Raw genomic sequence first — 24,780 nt, 5'->3', positions numbered from 1 at the left:
CAGTAGAAGGCAGCGGGGGCCCGGTTTCGACCGGCGTCCCGCGTGGCAGGGCGGCGACGGACTAGACGCGCTCCGGCGTTTCCCGCGGGGCATCGGTGACATAGGTGCCGGGGGTTTGGCCGTACTCCTTGGCGAAGGCCGTGATGAAGGCGGACGGGCTTGCGTAGCCGACCTGGTGGGCGACCTTCGTGACCGGGTGGGAGTCGAGGAGGACGCGGGCGGCGCGCAGGCGCAGGCGGGTCCGCCACCGGGTGTAGGGCATGCCGAACTCGCGGAGGAAGTCGCGCTGGAGGGTCTTGACGCTCACGCGCAGCCGGTCGGCCCATTCGTCGAGGCGGGTCGGGTCGGCGGGGTCGCGGGAGAGGGCGCGGGCGACCGTCAGCGCGAACCCCGCCCCGTGGACGCCCGTGCCGTAGACGCCCGTGCTGTGGGAACCCGTGCTGTGGGAACCTGTGCTTTGGACGCCCGCGGGCGGGCCGGCGGGCGGTGCGCCGAGGCCGGTCAGGATGCGGCGGCGGGCGGTGAGCGCGGCCGCCTCGTCGCAGCCCCGGCGGGCGATCGCCTCGATGAGGTGTGCGGCCTCGGCGTCGACCGTCACCGGTCCGGCGCGGAGGCCGTCCAGGGCGGGCGGCACCTCGCGCAGGCAGACGCGGTAGACCGTCTGCCGGTCGCCCGCGTGCACGCCGTGGCTCACCGCGCGCTTCACCCAGAACGCCTCACCGGGCCCCGCGAACAGGGTGGACGAGCCATACAGCAACGCGAGCACGCCGTCTGGGGACCAGTAGAGCTGGTGCAGGAAGTCCTGGCGGCCCTCGCCCATCGCCAGCCCGCCCGCCGAGCGGTACTTGAGCACGAGGATCCCGCCGGGCGCGCCGAGGCCGTAGCCGTACTCCTCGCAGGTCTCCGGGTCGTTCCCGTAGTGACTCGTGACCGGCACAGCTTGTCCTCTCAGCGATATGAGCTCGGATTAAGTAAGGCTAACCTAACCAGGCATTCGACCATGTCAGCGGGGTGCCGACCCCGCGTACCCCTGGAAACCCCGTGAAGGATCGCGACCATGCACGCTCGTAAACCCTGGAGACTCGCCGCCGCGGCGGCCGCCTCGCTCGTCCTTGCGACGGCCTGCGGATCCGGCTCGGACTCCGGCTCCGGCGCGTCCGCCGAGACCCGTGTCTTCGAGGCGGACAACGGCAAGGTCACGATCCCCGTCGAGCCGCAGCGCGTCATCGCGACCGGGTACGCGGTGCCCGTCCTCATCGAGGCCGGGGCGAAGCTGGCCGGGATCTCGTCGTGGAAGCGCGGCCTGCCGCTGATGACGGCGGAGGACCGCAAGACCTACGACGACCTGACCAAGATCGCGGGGGAGACCGCCGCCGAGACCAACTACGAGGCCATCGCCAAGGCGAACCCGGACCTCATCGTGATCGGCGTCCCCGCGCCCGTCCTCGGCGACCTGGACATGAAGCGCCTCGAATCGATCGCCCCCACCGTGGCCATCGGCCCGACGGTCCCGTCCGCGTGGCGCGAGCTGTCGTTCCGGCAGTCCGACGCCGCCGGCCGGTCCGGCGAGCACGCGGCGGCCAAGACCGCGTACGAGAAGAAGGCGGGCGAGCTCAAGGCCAAGTACGAGGACGCACTCGCAGGACTCAAATTCGGGCATGTCGGCGAATACGGCGACGTCTCCGCCGGGACGTTCATGCGCGAGTTCGGCAAATCATGGGGGACCAACATCGCTCAGGACATCGGCGTGACCTACTACGGCGAGGTCGAGAAGAAGGGCGGGGGCTCGAAGGACGTCAGCGAGACCCCGTCCCTGGAGGAACTGCCGGAGAGCCTGGGCGAGGCCGACGCCGTCACCTACTCGCTGGAGCCCGGCGGCAAGCCCGGCGAGTCGGCGAAGTACGTCCTCGACTCCGAGCTGTGGAAGAACCTGCCCGCCGTCAAGAACGACATGGCGTTCGGAATCCGCTACACCGAGGCGGCGACCTACGAGTCCGCGACGCGGACGCTGGACGAGATCGACAAGGCGCTCGCGCCGCTGCTGGAGAAGTGAGCGGGGGCCACATGCTGACGGAGCGTCACGATCCGCGCGGCCGCGTGCTTGAGCACCACCGGACGGGCACGGAGGTCCGCCGCATCGGGTACCCGATCTGCATCCGGACCGGGCGGCTGCTGCGCCGCGAGCAGATCACGAAGAACATCGTGCGGCTGACCGTGGGCGGCCCGGAGCTGGCCGGCTTCCACACCTACCAGGCCGATGACCACGTCAAGATCGTCTTTCCGGACGCGGACGGTACGCGGCGCCTGCCCGTCCCCACCGCCGACCTGTCGCTGGACTGGCCGAAGCCTCCGCCGCCCAGCCGCAGGTACACCATCCGGCGCTACGACGCGGACACGTGCGAGATCGACTTCGACTTCGTCCTGCACTCGGACGGGCTCGCCTCGGCGTGGGCAGCGGAGGCGCAGCCCGGCGAGGAGGTATCGATCGCAGGGCCGCCCGGCGCCAAGGCGTTCCCGCACAACTACGACCACTACGTGTTCGCGGTCGACGCCACCGCGCTGCCCGCCGCCGCGCGGTGGCTGGAGGAGTCCCCGCCGGACGTGTCCGCCCGGCTGGTGGTCGAGACCGCCGACGCCGCCGACCACGCCTACCCGCTCGCCGCCCGCGACGGGGTGGAGGTCACCTGGCTCGTCCGGGACGGCGGGCGGTCCCCGCTGGCCGGCGCCGTGATGTCGCTCGACCTGCCCGCCCGCCGCACGTTCCTGTTCGCCGCCGGGGAGACGGGCGCGATCAAGCCACTGCGCGCCTGGGCGCGGGACCGCGGGGCCGCGGAAGGAATGGACGCGCTGTTCACCGGCTACTGGAAACTCGGAGTGGCCGATCTTGAGGATTGATCAGCGGCCCGGCCTCGCCGCGGCCGGCCCGGCACCCTCCGGCCCGGCACCCTCCGGCCCGGCACCCTCCGGCCCGGCACCGGCACCGGCCGGCCCGTCCCGGCGGGTCGTGATCCTGCTGGGGGCGGTTCTGCTCATGGTCGTCCTCACGGGCGCGAGCCTGGCCGTCGGGGCGGGGTCGGCCCCGCCGCAGGAGGTCTGGCGGGCCCTGACCGGCTACACCGGGACGAACGAGCAGTTGATCGTCCGCGACATCCGGGTGCCGCGGACGATCCTCGCCATCTGCGTGGGCGCGGCCCTCGGCGTCTCCGGCACCCTCGTCCAGACGCTGACCCGCAACCCGCTGGCCGAGCCCGGGATCCTCGGGGTGACCGCCGGCGCCGCGTTCGCGATCACGGTCGGCACCGTGCTCGGGATCAGCGAATCGCAGTCGGCGCGGCTGGCGCTCGCGCTGGCCGGGGCGGTGGTCGCGGCGCTGGTCGTCTACGGCGTCGGCAGGACCGTCCCGCTGAGGCTCGTCCTCGCCGGCGTCGCCTTCACCTTCGTGCTGTCGGGCATGACCCTGGCTCTGCGCCTCCAGTACCCGGATGTCCTCGACAAGTACCGGTTCTGGTCGGTCGGGTCGCTCGCCGGGCGCGAGCAGACGCCGTACCTGGTGCCGGCGCTGACGATCGCCCTCGCCCTCGCCGGTGCGCTGCTGGCCGCCCGCCCCCTTGCCGGGCTGGCGCTCGGAGAGGACGTCGCGCACGCGATCGGCGTCCGCGTCACGTGGATCAGGGTGGCGGTACTCGCCCTCGTGACCGTCCTCGCCGGCGCCGCCACCGCCATCGCGGGCCCGATCGCCTTCGTCGGGCTGATCGTGCCGCATCTGGCGCGGCGTGCCGCCCACGGGTCGGTCCCGTGGCTGATGGCGTACACGATGCTGCTCGGACCCATCCTGCTGCTCGTCTCCGACATCGGGTCGCGGGTGCTGCTGCCGACCGGTGAGGTGCCGGTGGCCGTCGTCACCGCGTTCCTCGGCGGACCGGCGCTGATCTGGGTCGTCCGCCGGTACGGGACGGTGGAGCCGTGAGCGGGCTGGTGGTCCGCGCGGGCCGGGTGTCCGCGCGGATCGAGCGGCGGACCGCCGTCACCTCGCTCGTGCTGGCGGGCGCCGCGCTGGCACTGGCCGTCGTCGCGCTGTGCCGCGGCGACGCCTGGGATCCGCCCGGCGAGGTCCTGGCGGGGCTCGCCGGGTACGGGGACGCGGCGCTGGTCGTGCAGGAATGGCGGCTGCCCCGGGTGAGCGCGGCGCTGGTGTTCGGCGCCGCCCTCGGCTGCGCCGGATCGGTCTTCCAGAACCTCACCCGCAACGCGCTCGGCAGCCCCGACGTGATCGGCCTCGACGCGGGCGCCTACACCGGTGTCCTGATCGCGATCACCGTGTTCGGCGGGACGGCTGGGGGCCTGGCGGCCGGGTCCCTCACCGGCGGGCTCGCCGCGGCCGCCGCCGTCTACGTGCTGTCGATGAAGTCCGGGCTCAGCGGGCTGCGGCTCGTCGTCATCGGGATCGCGGTGAACGCCATGCTGACCGCGGTCAACTCGTGGATCATCCTGCGCGCGCAACTGGACGTCGCGATCGCCGCGACCGGATGGAGCGCGGGCTCGCTGAACGGCCTGGACTGGGACGAGGTCCGCCTGCCGTTCCTCATCATCGCCGTGCTGGCGCTGCTGCTCGCCGCCCTGTCCCGGGCCATGGGGCAGGCCGCCCTCGGGGACGACGTCGCGGCGGCGTCCGGGGTGGAGCTGAACCGGTACCGGCTGCTGGTCATCCTGGCGGGCGTGGGATTCACCGCCACCGTCACCTCCGCGACCGGGCCGATCGTGTTCGTCGCGCTCGCCGCCCCGCAGATCGGCCGCCGCGTCGCCGGCGCGGCCGGGACACCGGCGCTGCCCGCCGCGCTGACCGGGGCGCTGCTGCTCCTGGCCGCCGACCTCGCCGCCCAGACGGTGCTGGCCCCCGTCCAGCTGCCCGTCGGGGTCGTCACCACGGCGATCGGCGGCACCTACCTTATCTGGCTGCTGATCATGGAAATGAGACGGTCGTGACGAAAGAGCAGGCCGCGACGGGACGCCTGACCGCCGCCGGCGTCACCCTCGGCTACGGCGACCGGGTCGTGTCGGCGAACCTGACCGTCGACGTCCCCGACCGGGCGTTCACCGCCGTCGTCGGCGCCAACGCCTGCGGCAAGTCGACGCTGCTGCGCTCGTTCGCCCGGCTGCTGGCGCCGTCGGCCGGCCGCGTGAGCTTCGACGGCCGCGACGTCCGCGACTACCGGCCGAAGGCCATCGCCCGCGAGGTCGGTTTCCTGCCGCAGGGCCTCGTCGCGCCCGAGAACATCGCGGTGCGGCAGCTCGTCGGCCGCGGCCGGTTCCCGCACCAGACGCTGCTGTCGACCTGGTCGCGCGAGGACGAGCGGGCCGTGACCGCCGCGATGAAGGCGGCCGGCGTCACCGACCTCGCCGAACGGCCCGTCGAGAGCCTGTCCGGCGGGCAGCGGCAGCGCGTGTGGGTCGCGATGGTCCTCGCGCAGGAGACGTCCTACCTGCTCCTGGACGAGCCCACCACCTTCCTCGACATCACGCACCAGTACCAGCTGCTCGCCCTGCTGGCGAGGTTGCGCGACGAAGGCCGGACGATCATCACCGTGCTGCACGACATCAACCAGGCGTGCCGCTTCGCCGACCACCTCATCGCGATGCGCGACGGCCGGGTCGTCGCCGAGGGCGCGCCCGCCGACATCGTCGACACGGGCCTGATCAAGGAGGTGTTCGACCTGTCCTGCGTCATCGTCCCCGACCCGGTCACCGGCACCCCGATGATCGTCCCGGACGCCGGTTAGCGGTGAACCGGCCGCGCGCCCGGGACGGCCGGGACGGCCGGGATCAGGCGGCGAACTCCGCGATGATCGTGGCGCGGGCCAGTGTGTGCGCCGTGACGTTGAAGCCGACGACGGCCGGGGACGTGTCGGAGTCGAGGCCGAGCGACTCCACGTCCAGGGCGTGGACGGTGAACACGTAGCGGTGCGGGTCGCCGGGCGGCGGTGCCGCGCCGCCGTACGCCTTCACCCCGAAGTCGCTACGGGCGTGGACACCGACCTTGGAGTCCTCAGTGCCGGCGCCGGTGGCCAGCTCGATCACGTCCGCGGGCACGTCGAACAAGACCCAGTGCCAGAAGCCGCTGCCGGTCGGCGCGTCCGGGTCGAAGCACGTCACCGCGAAGCTCTTCGTCTCCGCGGGGAACCCCGACCAGCGCAGGTGCGGTGACCGGTTGCCGCCGCTGAAGCCCCAGTCGTCGAACACCTGCCCGTCGGGGAGGCGCCCGCCGTCGGTGACGTCGTCGCTGGTGACGGTGAACGAGGGGACCTCGGGCAGGTGCTCGTGCGGAAGCGGTGGCTTGCCGGCCATGGCGACCTCCTAGTCGGGGGACTGCGCGTCAGGGATCTGCTCGCCCTCCATCTCTATCAGGGGACGGTCAGGTCTTGACGGCTCCCATCGTGAACCCGGTGACGAAACGGTCCAGGAACAGGTTGAACAGGAACGCGATCGGCACCGCCGTGATCACCGTGGCGGCCTGCAGCGACTGCCAGAAGAACACGTCCCCCCGGACCAGCTGCGTGGGCACCCCGGTGCTGATCACCATCTCCGGGCTCGCCGACACGAATGCCAGCGCGTACACGAACTCGCTGGACGTGAGCGTGAAGCTGAACACCACGACCGCGACGATCCCCGGGAACACCAGCGGCATCACCACCCGCCGGAACGCGCCGAGCCGGCTGTAGCCGTCCACCATGGCCTGCTCCTCCACGTCCTTCGGGACGGCCTTGAGGAACCCGATCAGCAGCCACACCGACACCGGAACCGTGATCGTCGGATACACCACGATCATCGACCAGAGCGTGTTCTCCAGATGCAGCGCCACCACGACCCGCGTCAGCGACAGGAACAGCAGCGACGGCGGCACCAGATACACCATGAAGATCGCGATGCCCATCGGCGTCCCCCACGGGCGGTCCAGGCGCGCGAGGGAGTACGCGGCGGGCAGCGCCAGCGCCAGCGTCACCGCCACCACCGCCGCGCCCACGATCAGCGTGTTGACCACGAACGTCATGAACGGCGTGTCGGTGAACAGGAACGTCACATGGTCGGGCGTCGCCGGCATGTTGAAGAAGAACGGGTTGCTCTCCGGGTCGTACAGGTCCTGGTTCTGCTTGAACGCGCTGATCACGCTCCACAGGAACGGCAGCGCGCACAGCAGCGCGGCCGTGATCGCCGCCGCGTACACGCCGAACCGGGACGCCGCATGCCGCCGCCCGTACCGCCGGCGGAGCCGCTCCATCTCACCGCCGGACACCTCCTTGACGGGCGCCCTGCCACCGGACGCCGGGGCGGTGCTCACCTTCCTCGCCTCCGCTCGGGGCTCATCGTGCCTCCAGGCGCCGGACGGCGCGCAGGATCGCCACCGCGGCCGCGAGCAGCAGCGGGAACAGGAACAACGCGATCGCGGCGCCCTGCCCGACGTCGCCGCCCTCGATGCCGCGGAAGTACGCCCACGACGCCAGCACGTCCGTCGAGTGCGTCGGGCCGCCCCGCGTCAGCACGTACGGGACGGTCATGTCGGTGAACGTCAGGATCGCGCCGAACAGCGCGGCGACGGCGATCACCGGCATCGTCAGCGGGATCGTCACCTCGAACATCCGCCGCCAGAACCCGGCGCCGTCGATCCGCGCGGCCTCGTCGAGGTCGCGGGGGATCGCGATCAGCCCCGCCATCACGATCACCGCGGCGAGCGGCGTCAGCCGCCACACGTGCACGGCGATCACCGACGCCATCGCGGTGCCCGGACGGCCGAGCCACACGACGTTCGCGTCGATCAGCCCGACCTGGCGCAGCACCCAGTCGAGCGGCGAGAAGATCGAGTCCAGGAACCACAGCCACGAGATCGTCGACAGCGCCACCGGCGTCGTCCACGGCAGCAGGATCAGGAACCGGACGAACCACTTGCCGCGGAAGTCGGCGACCAGGATGTTGGCGAGGATCTTCCCGAACACGACGATCAGCACCATGCTCACGCCGGTGAAGACCAGCGTGTTCCGCAGGGCGCGCCAGAAGATCCGGTCGTCGAACACCTCGGCGAAGTTGGCGAACCCCACGAAGTCGAACGACGGGTCGCCGGTCGTCACGTCCGAGAACGCGAACGCGACCGCCAGCAGGAACGGGATGCCGACCAGCGCGAGGATGTAGACGACCGACGGCAGCAGCATCACCCACGCGAGGAACCCGTCGCGGTCGGCGAGCCCGGCCTTCGTGCGCCTGTCCCGCCTGCGCGCGGTGTCCGGCTCCGGCTCGGTCTTCACGTCCGTCATGGGGCGCCCCCGACCGGCACCGCGGCCGCCCGGGTGCCCGCCTCGGCGTCGAAGAACCGGAGCCGGTCCGAGGGCACCGCGAACTCGTGCGTCTCCCCGGCCTCCAGCGGCGTCCCCACGGTCGCGGGCAGCCGGGCGATGACGCGGGTCTCCTCGCCGATGCCCGTCACCGTCCCGTACACGTGCCGGTCGCCGGACAGGTACTCCATCCGGTCGACCCGCAGCGGCATCGTCACCCGCGCGTCCGCCGCGACGTTCTCGGCGGGCAGCAGATGCTCGGGACGGAACCCGACCAGCCGGTCGCCGCGCTCGACGAGGTTCATCGGCGGCGACCCGATGAACGTCGCGACGAACGTGTCGGCCGGGTCGTCGTACACCTCCTGCGGCGTCCCGACCTGCCGGACGCGGCCCTGCTCCAGCACCGCGATCCGGTCACCGAGGCCCATCGCCTCCGCCTGGTCGTGGGTCACGTAGATCGTGGTGGTGCCGACCCGCTCCTGGAAGCGCTTCAGCTCGTCCCGTGCCGTCGCGCGCATCTTCGCGTCCAGGTTGGACAGCGGCTCGTCCAGCAGGAACACCGCCGGGTCGCGGACCAGGGCACGCGCCAGCGCCACCCGCTGCCGCTCGCCGCCCGACAGCTGGCGCGGCTTGCGCCGCAGCAGCGGCTGGATCTCCAGCAGTTCCGCCGCCCAGTTCGCCTTGTGTTCGCGTTCCTCCTTGTCCATCCCCTCCGCGCGCAGCGGGAAGACGATGTTGTCCTTCACCGTCTTGTGCGGGTAGAGCGCATACGACTGGAACACCATCGCGATCTGCCGGACCCGCGGCGGGAGCCCGTTCACCACGTTCCCGCCGATCAGCACCTCGCCTTCCGTCGGCTGCTCCAGGCCGGCGATCGTCCGCAGCAGCGTCGTCTTCCCGCACCCGGACGGCCCGAGCAGCACCAGATACTCCCCGGGCTCCGCCGCCAGATCCACGCCGTCCAGGGCCAGTACCTGCTCCGACCGGCCCCGCCGCGCCCGGAGATGCCCGTCGAACGCCTTGACCAGCCCCTTCACCTCGACCGTGTGCATGGCCTCGCCTCCGCCCAGAGGTTGTGCACGGGCTCAGCCGCCTACGAGGCCGCGGGAGCGCCAGTTGTCGAAGACCGAATTGATGCTCTTCTCCGCCTCCGCGACGGCGTCCGCGGGGGACGCCTGGCCACGTGCGGCACGGCCGAACATCGTCGGCAGGATGTGCGTGTTGAAGGTCTCGCCGATCGCCGGGTTGGACGGGCCCGGGTAGCCGATGTTGGCGCTCCACGACACCGAGTCCTTCAGCAGGCTGAGCTTGTTCGCCGGCTTGGCGCCCCACGGGTCGTCGTCGAACCAGCCGTTCAGCTGCGGCACGAGCGACGGCCACGCCGGCAGGTCGTACAGCTCGGAGTGGTACGTCACGGCCGGGAAGTTGGCCGTGTAGTGCAGCAGGAACTCCTTCGCCGCGTCCGCGTTCTCCGCGTGCTTGGGGACGATCCACTGCTGGATCACGTGCTGCGCGGCGAACGCCGCCTTCGGGCCGCGCAGGGCGGGGACGAAGAAGATGTCGTCGCCGATCGTGCGGTTGGTGCCCATCGCGGTCCGCCACGCCGAGATCGAGTTCAGGATGAACGACGACTTGCCGGCGATGAGCGCCTGGTTGTTGGACGCCGGGTTCCAGGAGAAGACCTCGCTGGTCTCGGCCTCCTTGAACAGCTTGGTCATGAACTCCACGGCGGCGATCGTCGCGTCGGAGTTGATCACGACCCGCTCGTTCTCGTCCTGGACGGAGCCGCCGAACGACCACAGCAGCGCCCGCGCCGCCATGTTCGAGTCGGTCTCGGGCGACAGTCCGATCCCGCACGGCACCCCCGTCTGCTTCTTGATCTCCGAGGCGCCGCGCAGCAGGTCGTCCCAGCTGGCCGGGCCGTTCGGCATGCCGACCTTCTGCCACATCGACTTGCGGTAGTCGCCGGGGTCGGGCGTCCAGCCGGGGCAGTAGGCGTAGAACCGCTTGGTGTTCGGGTTGTAGCTCGACTTGCGGCACAGCTCCTGCTGCTGCCCCCACCGCCGGTTCGCCTCCTGGACGACGTCGGACATGTCCAGGACGGACGGCTCGTACTGCGAGAACGGCGCGATGTGCTGGATGAGGTCGTGTCCGCGTTTCGCCTGGATCTCCGACGCGGCGCGGCGGGGGACGTCCACGGTGTTGACATGGTCGACGCGGACGTCGACCCCGACCTTCTCACCCCAGTCGGCGACGAACTTGTCGAACCATTTGTCGTGCCGGGGCACGAAGTGGCTCCACATCAGGATGCTGAGGGAGCCGCTCAGCTTCGATGCCGGGGCGGTGAACACCTCCTTGGGGGCGTTGCCGGTGTTCTTCGCCTGCGGTCCGCTGGACTCGCTGGCGCATCCGGCCAGGAGCCCGTAGGCGCCCGCGGCGAGCGCCGTGGAGGACAGGAATCCGCGTCTGCTGATTCCGGCGGAGTCGGTGCGGGGGGTGTGGAGGGTCGTCCCCTCTTGGGGGGTACTGAGCCGGTCGGCCATCGGGAGTCTCCCTCGCCGCTGAAGGTCTCCCCTCGAAGGTAGATCGACGAGGCCGTTTCATCCAGAGACGATCCGGTAACTCGGCGTCACTGTGGTCTCACCCGCAACACCGGTCCCGATGGTCACCCGCGTTGCTCTTCACCGGTCCTGACAAACCACTGACCCGGTGTTTCAGCGGGCCTTACTCTCCGGTGGCACGCCAAGCCGGCACATTGCCCGCCGGTGGCCCGGTGCCTTCACGTTCCCGGTGGCCCCGCTATTTGCCGGTGGCCTCGGTATAGGCGGCGATGACCTCGTCCGGCTCGCCGTCCATGTGCATCCGGCCCTCGTCGATCCAGATGACGCGGTCGCAGGTCTCCTTCACCACGTCCAGCTGGTGGGCGACGAGGAACACCGCGCCCGCCTCCTTGCGCAGCTCCTCGATCCGGCGCTTGCTCTTGACCTTGAACTTGGCGTCGCCGGTGGCGAGGGCCTCGTCGATCAGCAGCACGTCGTGGGTCTTGGCGGCGGCGATCGCGAACCGGAGCCGGGCGCCCATGCCGGACGAGTAGGTCCGCATGGGGTACTGGATGAACCCCTCCTTGAGGCCGGCGAAGTCCACGATCTCCTTGTACCGGGCCTTGGTCTCCGCCGGGGTCATGCCCATGGCCAGGCAGCCGAGGACGATGTTGCGCTCGCCGGTGAGGTCCTTCATCAGGGCCGCGTTCACGCCCAGCAGGGACGGCTGGCCATCGGTGTACACGCCGCCCCTGTGCGGCGGCAGCAGCCCCGCGATCGCCTTGAGCAGCGTCGACTTGCCGGAACCGTTGGTGCCGATGATGCCGACGGCCTCGCCCCGGTAGGCGATGAACGACAGGCCCTTGATCGCGTGGACCTCGGTCATCGTGGGGCGGTGCTGCCGGCGCAGGACGCGGGAGAAGGCCGACGCGGCGTTGCCCTTGCCGCCCGCTCCGTAGACGCGGTAGACGATGTGCAGGTCGTCGACGACGACGATCGGCTCCCGGTTCGGGTCGATCTCGACGGCCCCCCGGACCTTGGTGTCAGCCACGGCCGTAACGCTCCTCGGCTCTGTAGAAGTACATGAACCCGCCGACCAGCATCACCACGGACCATATGAGGCCGTACAGCCACAGGTGCATCGACGAGGTGACGCCCAGATCCGTATGGACGTAGTTCCGGTACTCGCCCAGCAGCACGTACCGGCTGAGCTCGAGGTACACGTAGGCCGGGTTGAGCTCCAGGAGTTCACCCAGGATCGGGTACTCGGCCAGCTTGGAGCCCGGCCTCATCAGCGAGGGCAGGCTGAAGATGACACCGGACATGTACAGCCAGGTGCGCATGACGAACGGCAGGAGCTGGGTGATGTCGCGGTTGAACGCGCCCAGCCGGGCCATCACCATGCTGATGCCCACGTTGAACATGAGCTGCAGCAGCACCACCGGCACGAACAGCAGCATGTTGAACGTGATCGGCTCACCGAAGGCGATGATGATCGTGAACAGCACGGTCAGGGCCATCAGCAGCTGCTGGAACTCCACGACCGCGATCGCGAGCGGCAGCGTGGCGCGCGGGAAGTGCAGCGCCCGGATCAGCGAGAGGTTGTCCCCGACGGACTTGGCCCCGGCGGTGACGGACCGCTGCGTGAATCCGAACAGGAAGACGCCGGTCACCAGGAACGGGATGAAGTCCGGTACGCCGCGGCTGATGCCCAGCAGCAACCCGAAGACCAGGTAGTACACCGCCGCGTTCAGCAGCGGTGTCAGCACCTGCCACACCTGGCCCAGGCGCGAGTCGCTGTACATCGAGATGTTCTTGGCGGACGCGAACGCCCATATGAAGTTCCGCCGGGCCCACACACTCTGGAGGTACTTGCGCAGCGGGGGGCGCGCCGCACTCTGCCTCAGCCCATACCGAGCGGCGTAGTCGGACAGCGTCTCGTTCACGTGATGGGGCTCCGCGATCGTTCCGACCGACTCGCCACCCGATGAACCGAGCCGTTCCGGGTGACTCATGCCGCGAAGCTTATTGCAGTCGGTGAGTCCAGAGTGACGTGTGCCCGCATGTGACCCCCGATTTGAGATCTTTGCTGAATCATGTCGGCGTCCCTGGGGATACCCCGGTCATGCGCGTCAACCACACCCGGCGCATCTCCGCGCCGTCACGGCCGGTCCGCAGGCCCCGCCGCCGCCCGGAACCGGAACCCCGGCCCGGTCTGCTGCCCGCGGGCGTGCGGCGGTCCCGGTTGCTGCGCAGGCTCGGACGGGTCGACCGGTGGGCGTTCGACCGGGTCGCGGCGGCGCGGCTGCGGGGGCTGGAGTACGTCCTGCCGAGGCTGTCTCGGTTCGCCGACCACGGTGTGCTGTGGTTCACGACCGCGGGCGTGATGGGCCTCGCGGGACGGGCCCGGCTGCGACGCGCGGCGCTGCGCGGCTCGATCGCGATCGCGGTGGCGAGCCCGGCGGTGAACGTCCTCGGCAAGCACGCGTTCGGCCGCAGGCGTCCCGTCGTGGATCTGGTGCCGCCGATCCGGATCCGCTGGAAGCTGCCGACGTCGCACGCCTTCCCGTCCGGCCACTCGGCGTCCGCCGCCGCGTTCGCGACGGGCGTCGCGATGGAGGCGCCGCGCCGGGTGGCCGTACCGGTCACGGCGACGGCCGCCGCGGTGGCGTTCTCCCGCGTCTACACCGGCGCCCACTATCCGGGCGACGTCCTCGCCGGGATGGGGATCGGCGCGCTCGCCGCGCTCGGGACGCGGGTGGTGTGGCCCGCCCGCCATCCGGTGGCCCGTGTGACCCGGGTCGAGGACGCGGCCACCGGTGACGGGCCGGTCACCGAGGACGGGCGGGGCCTGGTCGCGGTCGTCAATGCCGGGTCGGGTGTGGCCGGTGAGGCGGCCGCCGGGATCCTGCCGGGGCGTGCGGAGATGGCGATCGGGCTGCTGGAGCGGGAGCTGCCGGCGGCGGAGATCGTCCGGACCGGGCCCGACGAGGACATCGACAAGGTGTTCGGCGAGGCCGCCGGGCGGGCCGCGGTGCTCGCCGTCATCGGCGGGGACGGCACCGTGAACGCGGCCGCGCGGGCCGCGCTGAGCCACGACGTCCCGCTGCTGGTCGTCCCCGGCGGGACGTTCGACCATTTCGCCCGCGCGCTCGGCCTGGGGTCCGCGGCGGAGGCGATCGCGGCCTACCGGGGCAGGCGGCTCGGCCGCGTGGACGTCTCCTACGTCGCACCGGCGACCGGCGGGCACGGGCGCGACGAGGAGCACCTGTTCCTCAACACCGCCGCTTTCGGCGCCTACACGGAGATGATCGACCGGCGGGAGCGGCTGGAGGACCGGATCGGGAAGTGGCCGGCGCTCGCCGTCGCCGCCGCGCGCACGCTGTGGCACTCCGAGCCGGTCGACCTGGTCGTGGACGGCCGGAGGCGCCGCGTCTGGCTGGCGTTCGTCGGAAACTGCGTCTACGGCTCGCGGGGCGCCGCCCCCACCTGGCGGGAACGTCTCGACGACGGGCGGCTCGACGTCCGGATGGTCGCCACGGGACGCCGCGTCCCCCGCGTCCGCGCTCTCGCCGCGATCCTGGTCGGGCACCTGCACATCACCCCCGGTTACCGTGCGTGGCGGGCGAGCGGCCTGGAGGTGGTGTCGCCGTCCGGGGGCGTGCGGCTGGCCCGGGACGGCGAGGTCTCCTCGCTGCCCGCCGCACTGCGGTTCGGCAAGCACGCCGGTGCGCTCGCCGTGTTCTGCACCGGCGAGGTTCGGCGGGCGGCGGCCGGGTAGGGGACGGGACGCCCGCGGAGGAGGGGGATCGGAATGACGAGTCACGACACCGAGACGGGAGTCGACCCCGGCGCGCTCGACGACGCCGACCTGCTCCGTGAGCTGGGCCACCTCTACCAGACGAGGCTCGATGCCCTCCGGCACGCCGCCGACCAGGCCTACGGGGAGCACACGCGCCGCATGAACCAGCTCGAAGCCGAATACCTGCGCAGGCGTCCGGGACGCGAGATCGACCCCGAGCGGCTGCGTGAAGGGGCACGCGCCCGCTGACGGCTTCGCGATGAGCCCCGACCGCCCGGCCGGTTCCGCGCCACCGGCCGGGACGGTCGGCCTCCTGTGCGCGGGCTGGTCTTGTTCGGGGGTTCGTCTTGGTCGGGTAAAAGGCCGGGCGTTGGCCGCGGGGGAGCGGGAGGGTCCGTTGCAGGATCCGGAAGGGATCTTCGGGGGGTGTGATCTGTGAGGCGGACCCGGCCTGGCCGGAATCGACTGCGCCATCGGACACGATTGCGTCACCGGGAACGGCTGGGCCATCGGAGACGGCAGCGTCGTGGGCACCAGCCGAAGCTCGGTGAGTGCGTCCGGCAGTGGTGGCCGTTCGTGGCGGGAGCCCTGGCGACGAGCGGGCTGCTGCTCGGCGCCTATCTGTGGGCACCGCGGGAGCCGGGCACGGCGGCGCTGGCCGTCACGGGCGCCGGCCGGCCCGGCCGGCCGTTACAGACGAGGCCCGTGCCGAGGAAGACCGTGCCGGAGCGGCCGATCAGCAGCTACACCACGCATTTCACGCCGGGGGAGCCCCGGGTGCGCAACATCGAGCTGGCCGCCGGGATCCTGGACGGGCACATCGTCGCCCCCGGCCGGACGTTCTCGTTCAACGGCGTCGTCGGGCCGCGCACCAGGCGCCGCGGTTACGTGCCCGCCCCGGCCATCATGGGCTCGCGGCTGGTGAACGAGGTGGGCGGCGGCATCTGCCAGGTGTCCGCGACGTTGTTCAACGCGGTGTTCCGGGCGGGCCTGGACATCCGGAAGTCGCGCGCACACACCATGTACATGCCGGAGTACCCGGAGGGGCGCGAAGCCGCGGTGTCCTACCCGGCCCTGGATTTCACCTGGCGGAACGACACCGGGCGTCCCGTGCGCATCCAGGTCGCCTCCACGGCGTCGTCGCTGACGGTCAGCCTGTGGGGCGAACGCAGGTACCAGGTGCGGTCGAAGACGTCCGAGCGGTACGGGTTCAGGCCCTACGGGACGGGTGTCGGGCGGGGACGCACATGCGTTCCCACGGCCGGCCGCAAAGGCTTCGAGATCGATGTCTGGCGGACCCTGCTCGACGACGGCGGCCGGAAGGTCAGCCGTGAGAGGTTCCACACCGAGTACCGCCCCCAGCCCAAGGTGAAGTGCGTGTAGGGGTGCCTGCGAGGCCCGGCGGGGCGCGTGACATCGTGAGGGCATGGCGGTGTTGAAGTCATGACGGCACGCGAAGGAACGTATGAGCTGGGGCCGGACGACGGGCGGCTGCTGATCAGGACGGGCCGCAGCGGGCTCGGGCGGCGGGCCGGCCACGACCTGACCATCGAGGCCACCCGGTGGACGGCGGCCGTCGAGGTCCGGGAGCCGCTGGACGGGTCGTCCGTCGAGGTGACCGTCGACGTGGACGCGCTGGAGGTGCGGGAGGGCGCCGGGGGCGTGAAGCCCCTGACCGACGAGGACCGCGCGGAGATCAAGAAGAACCTGCGCAAGGTGCTCGACGTCCACCGCTATCCGCACATCACGTTCGTCTCCACCCGGATCGCGGGAAACGAGGAGATCGAGGGCGACCTCACGATCATGGGGCGGGTGAAGCCGGTGCGGATCCCGGCCGCCCTTGACGGTGACCGCGTACGGGGCGGCGTCACCGTGACGCAGAGCCGCTGGGGCATCAAACCGTACTCGGCGTTCTTCGGCGCCCTCAGGCTCGCCGACGACGTCGAGATCGAGTTCGACGTCAGGCTTCCCGCCTAGCGCGGGCGGCGCGGGTGTACTGGTCGTCGAGGCTGCGCGGGAACGGCAGCATCCGGTGCCGTTCCCGCCAGGGTGCGTACTGGCGGACGGCGTTGAACCCGGCCGCGGTGATGATGCGCCCGACGTTCGGGCCCGGCGGGCAGGCGGGATAGACGTCCAGGTGGGCGATGTCCGCGGGAAGACCGTCCGGCCTGCGCGGCGACACCAGCGTCATGGGCGGGCGGACCCGTTCGGCGGACGCCATGTCCCGCGCGTAGGCGACGAGTTCGCGTGTCTCCAGGTCGGGCCCGCTGTGCACGATGAGCCAGCCGTCCACGTCGATCGGTTCCGATGGGGGGTCGATGAGGGCCAGCGGTGAGATCTCGTCCGAGACCTCGCGCAGGTGGGCCTCATGGGCGGGGTTCAGCGACTCCAGGACGAACGTGCGGTCGAAGCGCGGCGGGTCGGCCGGCATCAGCGGCCGGTACGCGTCCCAGCGCAGCAGCCGGGCCAGATGCGTGACCCTCGTCCCGGGCGGGAAGCGGGTGAGTTCGCCCCTGAGACCGGCCGGGAACGCGTCCACGATCACCTCGTCCGGTACCGGGCCCGCCGCGCTCTCCACGACGTGCCAGCCGCCCGCGACGCGCGGATCGGCGGCGAACGGCGACCCGGTCACCACGGTCACCGGCCCGTCCGGGGACAGGGTGTGCAGGGCCGACCGGAGCCGTGTGAGATGCCCCAGCCCGTCCCCGGCCGCGTAGCAGACGATCACCGCACGGAGTCGAGAACCGCGAGGTATCCGGCGGTCTCGGCGGCCGGGGTGAAGTCGCGGCGGATCCGTTCCGCGCCCGCCGCGCCGAGCTTGGCCAGTTCCTCGGCGCTCGCCCGCGCGGCCCGGTCGATCGCCGCGCGGCAGGCGTGCGCGTCCCCGGCCGGGAACGTGAACCCGATCTCGTCGTCCGCGACGTCCGCGAGCCCGCCGCCGTCCGACGCGATCAGCGGCACGCCGAGCGCCGCCGCCTCCAGCGCCACGTTCGGCATCCCGTCGTAGAACGACGGCAGCGCGACGAGGTCGCAGCCCGCGTAGACGGCCGGCAGGTCGTAGCGCTCCATGAACGGCAACGACGAGTGCGGAATCTCACGCTCGGCCAGCCCCTCCCGCACGGACTCCTCGACCTCGCCGACCAGCAGCAGATGGAACGCCTCCGCGTGCCCCGACGCGGCCAGGGCGTCCAGGAAGAAGCCGACGCCCTTCTTGACCTTGAGCTGCCCGATGAGGCCGATCGTCCGGCGTCCCGCCCCGACGCCGCCGTCCCGCCACGCCCGGCCCCGCTCCCGCTCGGACGGCAGGATCCGCCACTGCGCGGTGTCGACGCTGTTCGCGACGAACGTGACGGCGGCGTCCGGGGCCAGCGCCGACACCAGCGGCGCGTGCGACCGGGCGACGACGCAGACGCGGGACGAGGCGCGCAGCGCGTCCGCCAGCACGCCGCGCCGCCGCATCGAGAACACGCCGACGTCGATGTCGTTGCCGCGCAGCAGCGTGACGAGCGGCGCGTCCAGCAGCGCGGACAGGACGGGCGCGGCGAGCATGGCGTACACGCCGCCGAACGCGACCACATGGCTGTAGCCGGTCAGGTTCTCCGCGGTGATCGTCGTCCACAGCCGGCGCAGCGCGTGCTCGGAGTCGTCGCCGAGGGGCGCGGTCAGCAGCCGCCCGCCGTGCTCGCGTTCAACGCCCCACCGGCGGCCCCGGCGCGTCAGGTGGGCGACGTCGACCTCGGTGCCCGCGCCGCGCAGACCCCGCACGATCCGGTCGCACGACTGCGACATGCCGCCCCGGCTCGGCGGATAGTGCTCGGTGATCCACAGGACGCGGGGCATCAGCTGTCCACGAACCCCGTGTCATCGTCCGCCCCCCAGTCGCCGCCTTGCGAGTAGTCGTCACCGGGGTTGAACGCCCCGCGGTCGAACGCGTCGAACGACGAATACCAGTGGACGTCGCTGTAGACCTGCGAGCTGCGCCGGTAGTAGTGGCGCCGGTATCCGCCCACCCAGGACGGGTGGTGGGGGTCCGGCGTCCCGTACCCCTGCGCCGCCGCGCATTCCGGGCACAGCCCGCCCTGCGCGGCGTGCGCGGCGCAGACGGCGCGCCGGCACTGCGCGCAGGACGCCGCCGCCACCTGGCCGCAGCGCCCCAGCACGAAGAAACCCGTGGTCACGGAGCAGCGGGTCATGTCGTCCTCCTCGTGGCCGTGCCCGGCGGCGTCCACCGGAACGGCTCCGTCGACACCTGCAGGATCAGGTCGACCAGGGCCAGGTTCTCCCGCGGGCCGGGGAACTTCCCGCTCGCGCGGACCACCGTCCGCGTGCCCGGCTTGACCCGGACCCTGACCCAGCTCGGCGGCGGCGACGGGGGCCGCTGGACGACGGCGCCCTTCGGCAGCCGCCGGGTGACCCGCACCAGCTGCACCGTCTTCGACTTGCTCTTGAGCTTGATCTTGCCGCGCGGGTTCCGCTTGCGGTACCTGCGGTTGCGCACCCGGTCGGTGACCACGAGTTCGACGACGCTGCCGTCGCGCAGTTCGGCGCGCGCACGCAGCCACGGATCGAACGAGTACCACTGCTTCAGCCTCGACACCGGGGGGCGGGAGGGCAGGTCCTGCTGCGGACCGTTCTTCTCCGGGACCGCCGGGCCGCGCATGTCCGCCGCCACCGACAGCACTCCGCCCGGCGCCATGTCGGCCGCGAGCACCCGCAGCATCGGCACGAGCACGCCCCGGACCCGGTCGTGCAGCAGCCATTTGCGGCGCTTCACCTGCGCGTCGTGCCCCGCGATGCTCTGGATCACCGGCTCCCAGTCGTCCCGCCGCAGCGTGACGGTGAAGCCCTTCTCCAGGGTGAGGGCCTTGTGAAGCGGATGGAAACGCTCGATGGCGGCCTTCTGCTTACGCCAGAACATGACGTACCCCTATCGAACCTGTGTGAGAGTGCGGTAGACCTCGGCCAGCCGAGCGCGCGACCGCGCCCAGGTCAGGCTCTCTTCGATGTGCTCACGGCCCCTGCGCCCCATCGCGGCGGCCTCCAGCGGGTACTCCAGCAGAACCCGGACGGCCCTGGCCAGCTCGGCTGGACGGTCGGCCGGGACGAGCCGCCCGTGCACCCCGTCCGCCATCAGCTCCCGCACCGCCGGCAGATCCGAGGCCACCACCGGCACACCGGCCGCCATGGACTCGATCACCTTCAGCGGCGCACACCCCTGGTCGAGGTTGCGGGCGCAGCCGGTCAGCGGCGCCAGCGACACCTCGGCGTGCGCAAGCCACGCGGCGACCTCGTGGTGCGGCAGGGTGAACCGCCAGTCGATCCTTTCGGCGATCCCGAGCCGCTCGGCCAGCCGCCGCACCGGCTTCGCCCGCCGCTCCGGAACGGACGCGCAGATCACGAGCCGGAGGGCGGGCAGGTCGGCGAGCCGGGCGAACGCGCGCATCAGCACGTCCAGGCCCTGCCACGGCTGCATCGCGCCGACGTAGATGACATAACGCTCAGGTGCGTCGGCCGGCCGTGCGGTTCCGCCGGTGACGTCGGCGCCGTTCGGCACGAGGTGGACCTTGTCCTCGGGGACGCCCCGTTCCCGGACGGCGCCGCCGATCACCCGCGACGGCACCACGACCGCGTCGCTGCGCTCCAGGCAGAACCGCTCCAGTTCGCGGATCTTGCCGAGCGTGGTCGGCGCCGCCCACGGCCACGTGTGGCTCATCTCGATGGACGGCAGGCCGTTGACCTCGTACACGACCTTGTGGCGCCGCCCGTCGGCGACGACGGGAAGCGCGCTCCACGGGTCCCGGACGTGGCAGATCTCCAGCGTGTCCCAGTGCGGCGCCAGATGGTCGGCGACCCATCCGGAGAACGCCTCGGCCCGGTCGATGAGATTCGGGATCTGCGCGTCGAACCGCACGATCTCCCGCGTCCCCTCCCGCTGGTACCGGGGCAGGTCACCGCCGCCGATCACGCCGAGGAGCCCGCCGCCGCAGTGCGCGAACAGCTCGTCGGCCATCTGGGCGATGTGAACCGCCGACCCTTTGCTGGACGGGAACCGGTCGAACGCGACATAGGCCGCCCTGTGCCTCACCCGACCCGCACCTCCTCCATCGTCCGCAGCGCCCGATGCCAGGCGATCTGGTCGTGGAGCCCGTCTCGGAGACCGATCGTGGGCGCCCAGCCCAGCAGTTTGCGGGCGCGCCCGATGTCGGCCCACGTCCGCGCGGCGTCCCCGGCCACGGGCGTCTCCCGCTGAATCTCGGCCTGCACGCCCAGGGCGTCCGTCAGCATCGTGATCGCATCCCGCACGGCCACATGCTCACGATGGCCGACATTGATGGCGATACCGGGTGGCAACTCCTCGGCCACCGCCGCGAGCGTCGCCGTGACGACATCCCTGACGTGCGTGAAGCTCCGCGACCTGAGCCCGTCCCCGAACACCGGCAGCGGACGCCCGTCCAGCGCCGCCTCCACGAACCGGTGAAACGCCATGTCGGGCCGTTGGCGAGGCCCGTACACGGAGAAGTACCTCAGCAGCACCGTGCGCAGCCCGGCGTCCGCCGCGAGGCCCGCGAGCCGCTCCACCTCGACCTTGCTGACCGCGTACGGGCTCGCCGGGTTCAGCGGGTCGTCCTCCCGGTTCGGCCGCCGCCCCGCCGACCCGTACACCGACGAACTGGACGCGACCACGACCTTCGGCCTGCGCCCCGGTGGCCTTTCCACGCATGCCGCGAGCAGCCGCCGCGTCGCCGTCACGTTGTCCCTCTCGGCGACGGCCCGCCCCGGCCCCCACGAGTCCCGCACGCCGGGCCGCCCCGCCAGATGGACGACGATGTCCGCCGCCGCGACGGCGTCCAGCCCGTCCACCGCCAGATCGACCTCGGCCGCGGCGACCCCCGGCCGGGCCGCGACCTCCGCCCACGTCCACCACGCCACCTCGGGCGCCAGCGACCGCGAGGGCGTGTCAACAGCGAGAACCTCGTGCCCCGCGCCCGAAAGCGCGTCGACCACATGGCTCCCGATGAACCCCGCCGCCCCAGTCACGACCACCCGCACGCGGGCACTTTATCCGCCGCCGCCCGAACAGGGACAGGGCTCCTGTCCCTGTTCCACCGGGACACGGCATACCCGGCACGGGGAGCTGCTCAGCGACGCCGGTGGGCAGCCAGGGTGAGCCGGCGGTGCACGCGGGTCCGGAACCGGGGCAGGATGACGAAACCGCCCCAGGGCATCTCGGAGCAGTAGGGGCCCATGGCCCGGAACTGGCGGGCCGCGACGGCCCCGGAACCGATCCGCGAGGCGCAGAAGGCCAGGTGCATCCGGTCGAACACGGGCCACCCATTCCGCGATCGTCCGGTGGCAGTCCTCGTCGTGCGCGAGCTTGACCCTCCTGGATCTTCTCGATCATCTTGAGAGACTCGTCGTTCGGGCGCGACTCTCCCATGACCAGCCAGGCGTCTGGAGTAGACCGGGCACGGCCGAGGACTCGAAGGAACGCATTGCGCTGCACTCGGTTTCGAGTTACGCGTACCTTGAGAAGCCGGGCGGGGCGGCCAGGTGCTTGCCTTCCCGTTTGATCTCTCGCCACATGCGCCAGAATGCGCGCGCCTGAGTCTTGAAGAACACGTCCAGGTCGTCACCAGTGCGTCGAATGCGTGCGCGAGGGCAACAGGACCGTTCGCCAGGGCCGGACGGTCTTCGGTGGCAAGGTCTCGGTGACGCCCTGGGCGACCTACGTCCTGATCGCCGTGAACGTGCTGGTCTACCTGGGTGAGCTGGCCAAGCCGGACCTGGCCGACAAGCTCGGGTCCCTGGGCATGGGCCTCATCGGCTCGGACGGTGCGATGTACGCGGCCGACGGCGGGACGTACCCGGGGTTCGAGTCGGTCGGCGTCGCGTACGGCGAGTGGTACCGGTTGATCACCTCCGCGTTCGTGCACCTGCTGCCCACGGAGGGCGGTTTCGGGATCCTCCACATCGTCTTGAACATGTGGTGGCTGTGGCGGCTCGGCCGGCCGACCGAGGAGATGCTCGGCCGGTGGCGCTTCCTCGCCCTGTACCTGCTGGCCGCGCTGGGCGGCTCGGTCCTCGGCTACCTGATCGACCCGGGCATGAACGCGATCGGCGCCTCGGGGGGCGTCTTCGGGCTCACCGCGGCCTACTGGATCTTCATGCGCCGGCTCGGCCACCCCATGCACGAGGCCAACCGGCTCGTCGTGTTCGCGATGATCTGGCTGGTCGTCTCGGCCGGGGTCACCGCGTGGCAGGGCCACCTGGGCGGTCTGCTCGCGGGCGGCGCCATCGCTCTGGCCTTCGCCTACGCACCGAGAGAACGACGCCTTCTCGTCCAGGTGGGCGCCGCCGCGGCCATGCTCGTCCTGCTGGCCGCCCTGGTGGTGATCAAGACCTCGGAACTCGGCGGCACCCTCCTGTGACCCCGCTGCGGGTTCAGCGGGGACGGGCCACCCGGGCCTCGTTCCAGACGGGCTCGGGGGACTCGTAGACGGAGCCGTCGGCGCCGAAGATCAGGTGGCGGTCGAAGGAGCGGGCGAACCAGCGGTCGTGCGTTACGGAGACGACCGTGCCCTCGTAGGACTCCAGGCCCTCTTGGAGGGCTTCGGCGCTGGCCAGGTCCAGGTTGTCGGTCGGCTCGTCCAGGAGGAGGAGTGTGGCGCCGCCTAGTTCTAGGAGCAGGATCTGCAGGCGGGCCTGTTGGCCGCCTGAAAGGGTTTCGAAGGGTTGTTCCGCGCAGACGTTCAACTCGTAGCGGGTCAGGGCGCTCATGGCGTCGTTGCGCAGGCGGGCGTGTTCGGTCATGACGATCTCGCACGGGGTGCGGCCCGCCAGGTCAGGGCGGGCGTGCGTTTGCGCGAAAAGGCCGGGGACGACGCGCGCGCCCAGGCGGGCCAGGCCGGTGTGGGCTACGGGTACTACCGGTGTGGCGCCTCGGGGGAGTGCTTCGGCTATTGCGGTCAGGAGGCGTAGGAAGTGGGATTTGCCGGAGCCGTTGGAGCCCAGGACCGCTACGCGTTCGCCGTACCAGATCTCGGTGTCGAAGGGCTTCATGAGGCCCGTCAGCTCGAGGCTCTCGCAGATCACCGCACGTTTGCCGGTGCGGCCTCCGTGCAGGCGCATCTTGAGGTTCTGGTCGCGGGGCGGGATCTCGGGCGGGCCCGCCTCCTCGAACTTGCGCAGGCGCGTCTGAGCCGCCCGGTAGCGCGACGCGAAACCGTCGTTGACGGTGGCCTTGGTGCGGAGAGTGTTGACGAGCTCCTTCAGTTTCGCGTGCTCCTCGTCCCAGCGGCGGCGCAGTTCTTCGAGGCGCTCGTTGCGGTCGCGGCGGGCCGCGGCGTAGGTGGCGAAACGCCCGCCGTGGATCCAGACGCGGGACGCCTCGACGGTGACGATCCGGTCGGCGGAACGGTCGAGGAGTTCGCGGTCGTGGGAGACCAGGAGGATTGTTTTGGGTGTTTCGCGCAGTCTCTCTTCCAGCCAGCGTTTGCCCGGGACGTCCAGGTAGTTGTCGGGCTCGTCCAGGAGGAGGACCTCGTCAGGGCCGCGGAGCAGGGCTTCGAGGGCCAGGCGCTTCTGTTCGCCTCCCGAGAGGGTGCGGACTTCGCGCCAGCGGCAGCCGTCGTACGAGATGCCCAGCGCGGCGACGCAGCAGGCGTCCCAGAGCACCTCGATCTCGTAGCCGCCCGCGTCGCCCCAGCCTGCCAGGGCCGTGGCGTAGCGAAGCTGGGTGGGCTCATCGTCGCGTTCCATCATCGCGAGTTCGGCTGATTCCACCGCCTCGGCGGCCGACCGGACGCGCGGCGGCGCGAGGGAGAGAAGCAGGTCGTGGACGGACGAGTCGCCGCGCATGCTGCCGATGAACTGGCGCATCACGCCGATGCCGCCGCTGTGCCCGACGGTTCCGGACTGGGGCGTCAGGTCGCCGGCGATCAGGCGGAGCAGCGTCGTCTTACCGGCGCCGTTCGGGCCGACCAGGGCGGCGGTGACGCCGTCGCCGACGCGGAAGGAGACGTCGTCCAGCAGCATCCGGCCGTCCGGCAGCACATGGCCGACGTGGCCCACCTCGACGTGTCCCATGGTGCCCGAGTCTCGGGAAGGCCGGCTGGACGCG

At 71.5% G+C, this 24,780-nt stretch carries 26 protein-coding genes; 10 read left to right on the top strand and 16 right to left on the bottom strand.

The annotated features are described in order from the left end of the window. Window positions 1-61: 61 nt before the first annotated feature. Entirely contained in the window at window positions 62-937 is an 876-nt protein-coding gene (locus ACGFK0_RS29275) for a helix-turn-helix transcriptional regulator (RefSeq protein WP_392910529.1), read from the bottom strand. 120 nt (window positions 938-1,057) lie between these two features. Between ACGFK0_RS29275 and ACGFK0_RS29270 the strand changes: the two genes are divergently transcribed. Genes ACGFK0_RS29270 through ACGFK0_RS29250 form a run of 5 tightly spaced genes read left to right on the top strand, consistent with a single transcriptional unit; the run spans window position 1,058 to window position 5,777 of the window. Then, on the top strand, window positions 1,058-2,053 hold the full coding sequence (locus tag ACGFK0_RS29270; protein ID WP_392910527.1) for an ABC transporter substrate-binding protein: 996 nt from the start codon (window positions 1,058-1,060) through the stop codon (window positions 2,051-2,053). 11 nt (window positions 2,054-2,064) lie between these two features. Next, window positions 2,065-2,895: a siderophore-interacting protein gene (locus ACGFK0_RS29265; RefSeq protein ID WP_392910525.1), complete on the top strand. Its 831-nt coding sequence runs from the start codon at window positions 2,065-2,067 to the stop codon at window positions 2,893-2,895. Then, a complete protein-coding gene (locus ACGFK0_RS29260) occupies window positions 2,885-3,967 on the top strand; it encodes a FecCD family ABC transporter permease (protein ID WP_392910523.1) in 1,083 nt (360 codons plus the stop codon). The genes ACGFK0_RS29265 and ACGFK0_RS29260 overlap by 11 nt, the downstream gene beginning before the upstream one ends. Beyond that, the gene (locus tag ACGFK0_RS29255) at window positions 3,964-4,983 is read left to right on the top strand and encodes a FecCD family ABC transporter permease (protein ID WP_392910521.1); all 1,020 of its coding nucleotides are present in this window, start codon (window positions 3,964-3,966) and stop codon (window positions 4,981-4,983) included. The genes ACGFK0_RS29260 and ACGFK0_RS29255 overlap by 4 nt, the downstream gene beginning before the upstream one ends. Further along, window positions 4,980-5,777, top strand: coding sequence for an ABC transporter ATP-binding protein (locus ACGFK0_RS29250; RefSeq protein WP_392910519.1), 798 nt, complete (start codon window positions 4,980-4,982; stop codon window positions 5,775-5,777). The genes ACGFK0_RS29255 and ACGFK0_RS29250 overlap by 4 nt, the downstream gene beginning before the upstream one ends. A gap of 43 nt (window positions 5,778-5,820) precedes the next feature. On the opposite strand, the gene ACGFK0_RS29245 is transcribed toward ACGFK0_RS29250, so the two are convergent. The 7 genes from ACGFK0_RS29245 to ACGFK0_RS29215 form a co-directional block, all read right to left on the bottom strand. Then, window positions 5,821-6,342: a YbhB/YbcL family Raf kinase inhibitor-like protein gene (locus ACGFK0_RS29245; RefSeq protein ID WP_392910517.1), complete on the bottom strand. Its 522-nt coding sequence runs from the start codon at window positions 6,340-6,342 to the stop codon at window positions 5,821-5,823. A gap of 67 nt (window positions 6,343-6,409) precedes the next feature. Beyond that, a complete protein-coding gene (locus tag ACGFK0_RS29240) occupies window positions 6,410-7,333 on the bottom strand; it encodes a carbohydrate ABC transporter permease (protein ID WP_392910515.1) in 924 nt (307 codons plus the stop codon). Window positions 7,334-7,355: 22 nt separating this feature from the next. Then, window positions 7,356-8,300, bottom strand: coding sequence for a carbohydrate ABC transporter permease (locus tag ACGFK0_RS29235; RefSeq protein WP_392910513.1), 945 nt, complete (start codon window positions 8,298-8,300; stop codon window positions 7,356-7,358). Beyond that, entirely contained in the window at window positions 8,297-9,370 is a 1,074-nt protein-coding gene (locus ACGFK0_RS29230; RefSeq protein WP_392910511.1) for an ABC transporter ATP-binding protein, read from the bottom strand. The genes ACGFK0_RS29235 and ACGFK0_RS29230 overlap by 4 nt, the downstream gene beginning before the upstream one ends. A gap of 33 nt (window positions 9,371-9,403) precedes the next feature. Further along, window positions 9,404-10,861 carry an ABC transporter substrate-binding protein gene (locus ACGFK0_RS29225; RefSeq protein WP_392910509.1) on the bottom strand — a complete coding sequence of 486 codons (1,458 nt, stop codon included), beginning with the start codon at window positions 10,859-10,861 and terminating at the stop codon, window positions 9,404-9,406. Window positions 10,862-11,117: 256 nt separating this feature from the next. Further along, window positions 11,118-11,909, bottom strand: a complete 792-nt coding sequence (locus ACGFK0_RS29220) for an ABC transporter ATP-binding protein (protein ID WP_392910507.1) — start codon at window positions 11,907-11,909, stop codon at window positions 11,118-11,120. Continuing rightward, window positions 11,902-12,873: an ABC transporter permease gene (locus tag ACGFK0_RS29215; RefSeq protein ID WP_392910505.1), complete on the bottom strand. Its 972-nt coding sequence runs from the start codon at window positions 12,871-12,873 to the stop codon at window positions 11,902-11,904. The genes ACGFK0_RS29220 and ACGFK0_RS29215 overlap by 8 nt, the downstream gene beginning before the upstream one ends. 110 nt (window positions 12,874-12,983) lie before the next feature. Here ACGFK0_RS29215 and ACGFK0_RS29210 point away from each other — a divergent pair, with 110 nt between their 5' ends. The 4 genes from ACGFK0_RS29210 to ACGFK0_RS29195 all read left to right on the top strand — a co-directional run bounded on the left by ACGFK0_RS29210 (window position 12,984) and on the right by ACGFK0_RS29195 (window position 16,637). Continuing rightward, complete coding sequence (locus ACGFK0_RS29210; protein WP_392910503.1) at window positions 12,984-14,639, top strand: bifunctional phosphatase PAP2/diacylglycerol kinase family protein; 1,656 nt, start codon at window positions 12,984-12,986, stop codon at window positions 14,637-14,639. Window positions 14,640-14,672: 33 nt separating this feature from the next. Next, a complete protein-coding gene (locus ACGFK0_RS29205) occupies window positions 14,673-14,909 on the top strand; it encodes a DUF6158 family protein (protein ID WP_392910501.1) in 237 nt (78 codons plus the stop codon). Between the two features lie 327 nt (window positions 14,910-15,236). Further along, window positions 15,237-16,043 carry a VanW family protein gene (locus tag ACGFK0_RS29200; RefSeq protein WP_392910499.1) on the top strand — a complete coding sequence of 269 codons (807 nt, stop codon included), beginning with the start codon at window positions 15,237-15,239 and terminating at the stop codon, window positions 16,041-16,043. 60 nt (window positions 16,044-16,103) lie between these two features. Further along, window positions 16,104-16,637 carry a YceI family protein gene (locus tag ACGFK0_RS29195; protein ID WP_392910497.1) on the top strand — a complete coding sequence of 178 codons (534 nt, stop codon included), beginning with the start codon at window positions 16,104-16,106 and terminating at the stop codon, window positions 16,635-16,637. On the opposite strand, the gene ACGFK0_RS29190 is transcribed toward ACGFK0_RS29195, so the two are convergent. The 7 genes from ACGFK0_RS29190 to ACGFK0_RS29160 form a co-directional block, all read right to left on the bottom strand. Then, window positions 16,621-17,388, bottom strand: a complete 768-nt coding sequence (locus ACGFK0_RS29190; protein ID WP_392910494.1) for a hypothetical protein — start codon at window positions 17,386-17,388, stop codon at window positions 16,621-16,623. The two genes, ACGFK0_RS29195 and ACGFK0_RS29190, sit on opposite strands and share 17 nt — an antisense overlap. Beyond that, complete coding sequence (locus tag ACGFK0_RS29185) at window positions 17,385-18,500, bottom strand: glycosyltransferase family 4 protein (RefSeq protein ID WP_392910492.1); 1,116 nt, start codon at window positions 18,498-18,500, stop codon at window positions 17,385-17,387. Before ACGFK0_RS29185 ends, ACGFK0_RS29190 begins: the two co-directional genes overlap by 4 nt. Next, window positions 18,500-18,853 carry a hypothetical protein gene (locus tag ACGFK0_RS29180; protein ID WP_392910490.1) on the bottom strand — a complete coding sequence of 118 codons (354 nt, stop codon included), beginning with the start codon at window positions 18,851-18,853 and terminating at the stop codon, window positions 18,500-18,502. Before ACGFK0_RS29180 ends, ACGFK0_RS29185 begins: the two co-directional genes overlap by 1 nt. Then, a complete protein-coding gene (locus ACGFK0_RS29175) occupies window positions 18,850-19,578 on the bottom strand; it encodes a hypothetical protein (protein ID WP_392910488.1) in 729 nt (242 codons plus the stop codon). The genes ACGFK0_RS29180 and ACGFK0_RS29175 overlap by 4 nt, the downstream gene beginning before the upstream one ends. A 9-nt stretch (window positions 19,579-19,587) precedes the next feature. After that, window positions 19,588-20,745 (bottom strand): glycosyltransferase family 4 protein, encoded by a 1,158-nt coding sequence (locus tag ACGFK0_RS29170; protein ID WP_392910486.1) that lies wholly within the window; start codon window positions 20,743-20,745, stop codon window positions 19,588-19,590. After that, window positions 20,742-21,710, bottom strand: coding sequence for an NAD-dependent epimerase/dehydratase family protein (locus ACGFK0_RS29165; protein WP_392910484.1), 969 nt, complete (start codon window positions 21,708-21,710; stop codon window positions 20,742-20,744). Before ACGFK0_RS29165 ends, ACGFK0_RS29170 begins: the two co-directional genes overlap by 4 nt. Window positions 21,711-21,799: 89 nt before the next feature. Then, window positions 21,800-21,985: a hypothetical protein gene (locus ACGFK0_RS29160; RefSeq protein WP_392910482.1), complete on the bottom strand. Its 186-nt coding sequence runs from the start codon at window positions 21,983-21,985 to the stop codon at window positions 21,800-21,802. 324 nt (window positions 21,986-22,309) lie between these two features. Between ACGFK0_RS29160 and ACGFK0_RS29155 the strand changes: the two genes are divergently transcribed. Then, window positions 22,310-23,089 carry a rhomboid family intramembrane serine protease gene (locus ACGFK0_RS29155; RefSeq protein WP_392910480.1) on the top strand — a complete coding sequence of 260 codons (780 nt, stop codon included), beginning with the start codon at window positions 22,310-22,312 and terminating at the stop codon, window positions 23,087-23,089. 13 nt (window positions 23,090-23,102) lie between these two features. Here ACGFK0_RS29155 and ACGFK0_RS29150 read toward each other — a convergent pair whose 3' ends face one another. Beyond that, window positions 23,103-24,746 carry an ABC-F family ATP-binding cassette domain-containing protein gene (locus ACGFK0_RS29150; protein ID WP_392910478.1) on the bottom strand — a complete coding sequence of 548 codons (1,644 nt, stop codon included), beginning with the start codon at window positions 24,744-24,746 and terminating at the stop codon, window positions 23,103-23,105. Window positions 24,747-24,780: the final 34 nt, after the last annotated feature.

Source organism: Spirillospora sp. NPDC048823 (genome assembly GCF_043198445.1).
Taxonomy (GTDB): Bacteria; Actinomycetota; Actinomycetes; order Streptosporangiales; family Streptosporangiaceae; genus Spirillospora.
Note: the sequence above shows the minus strand (reverse complement) of the source record. Positions and strands in the feature narration are given on the sequence as shown.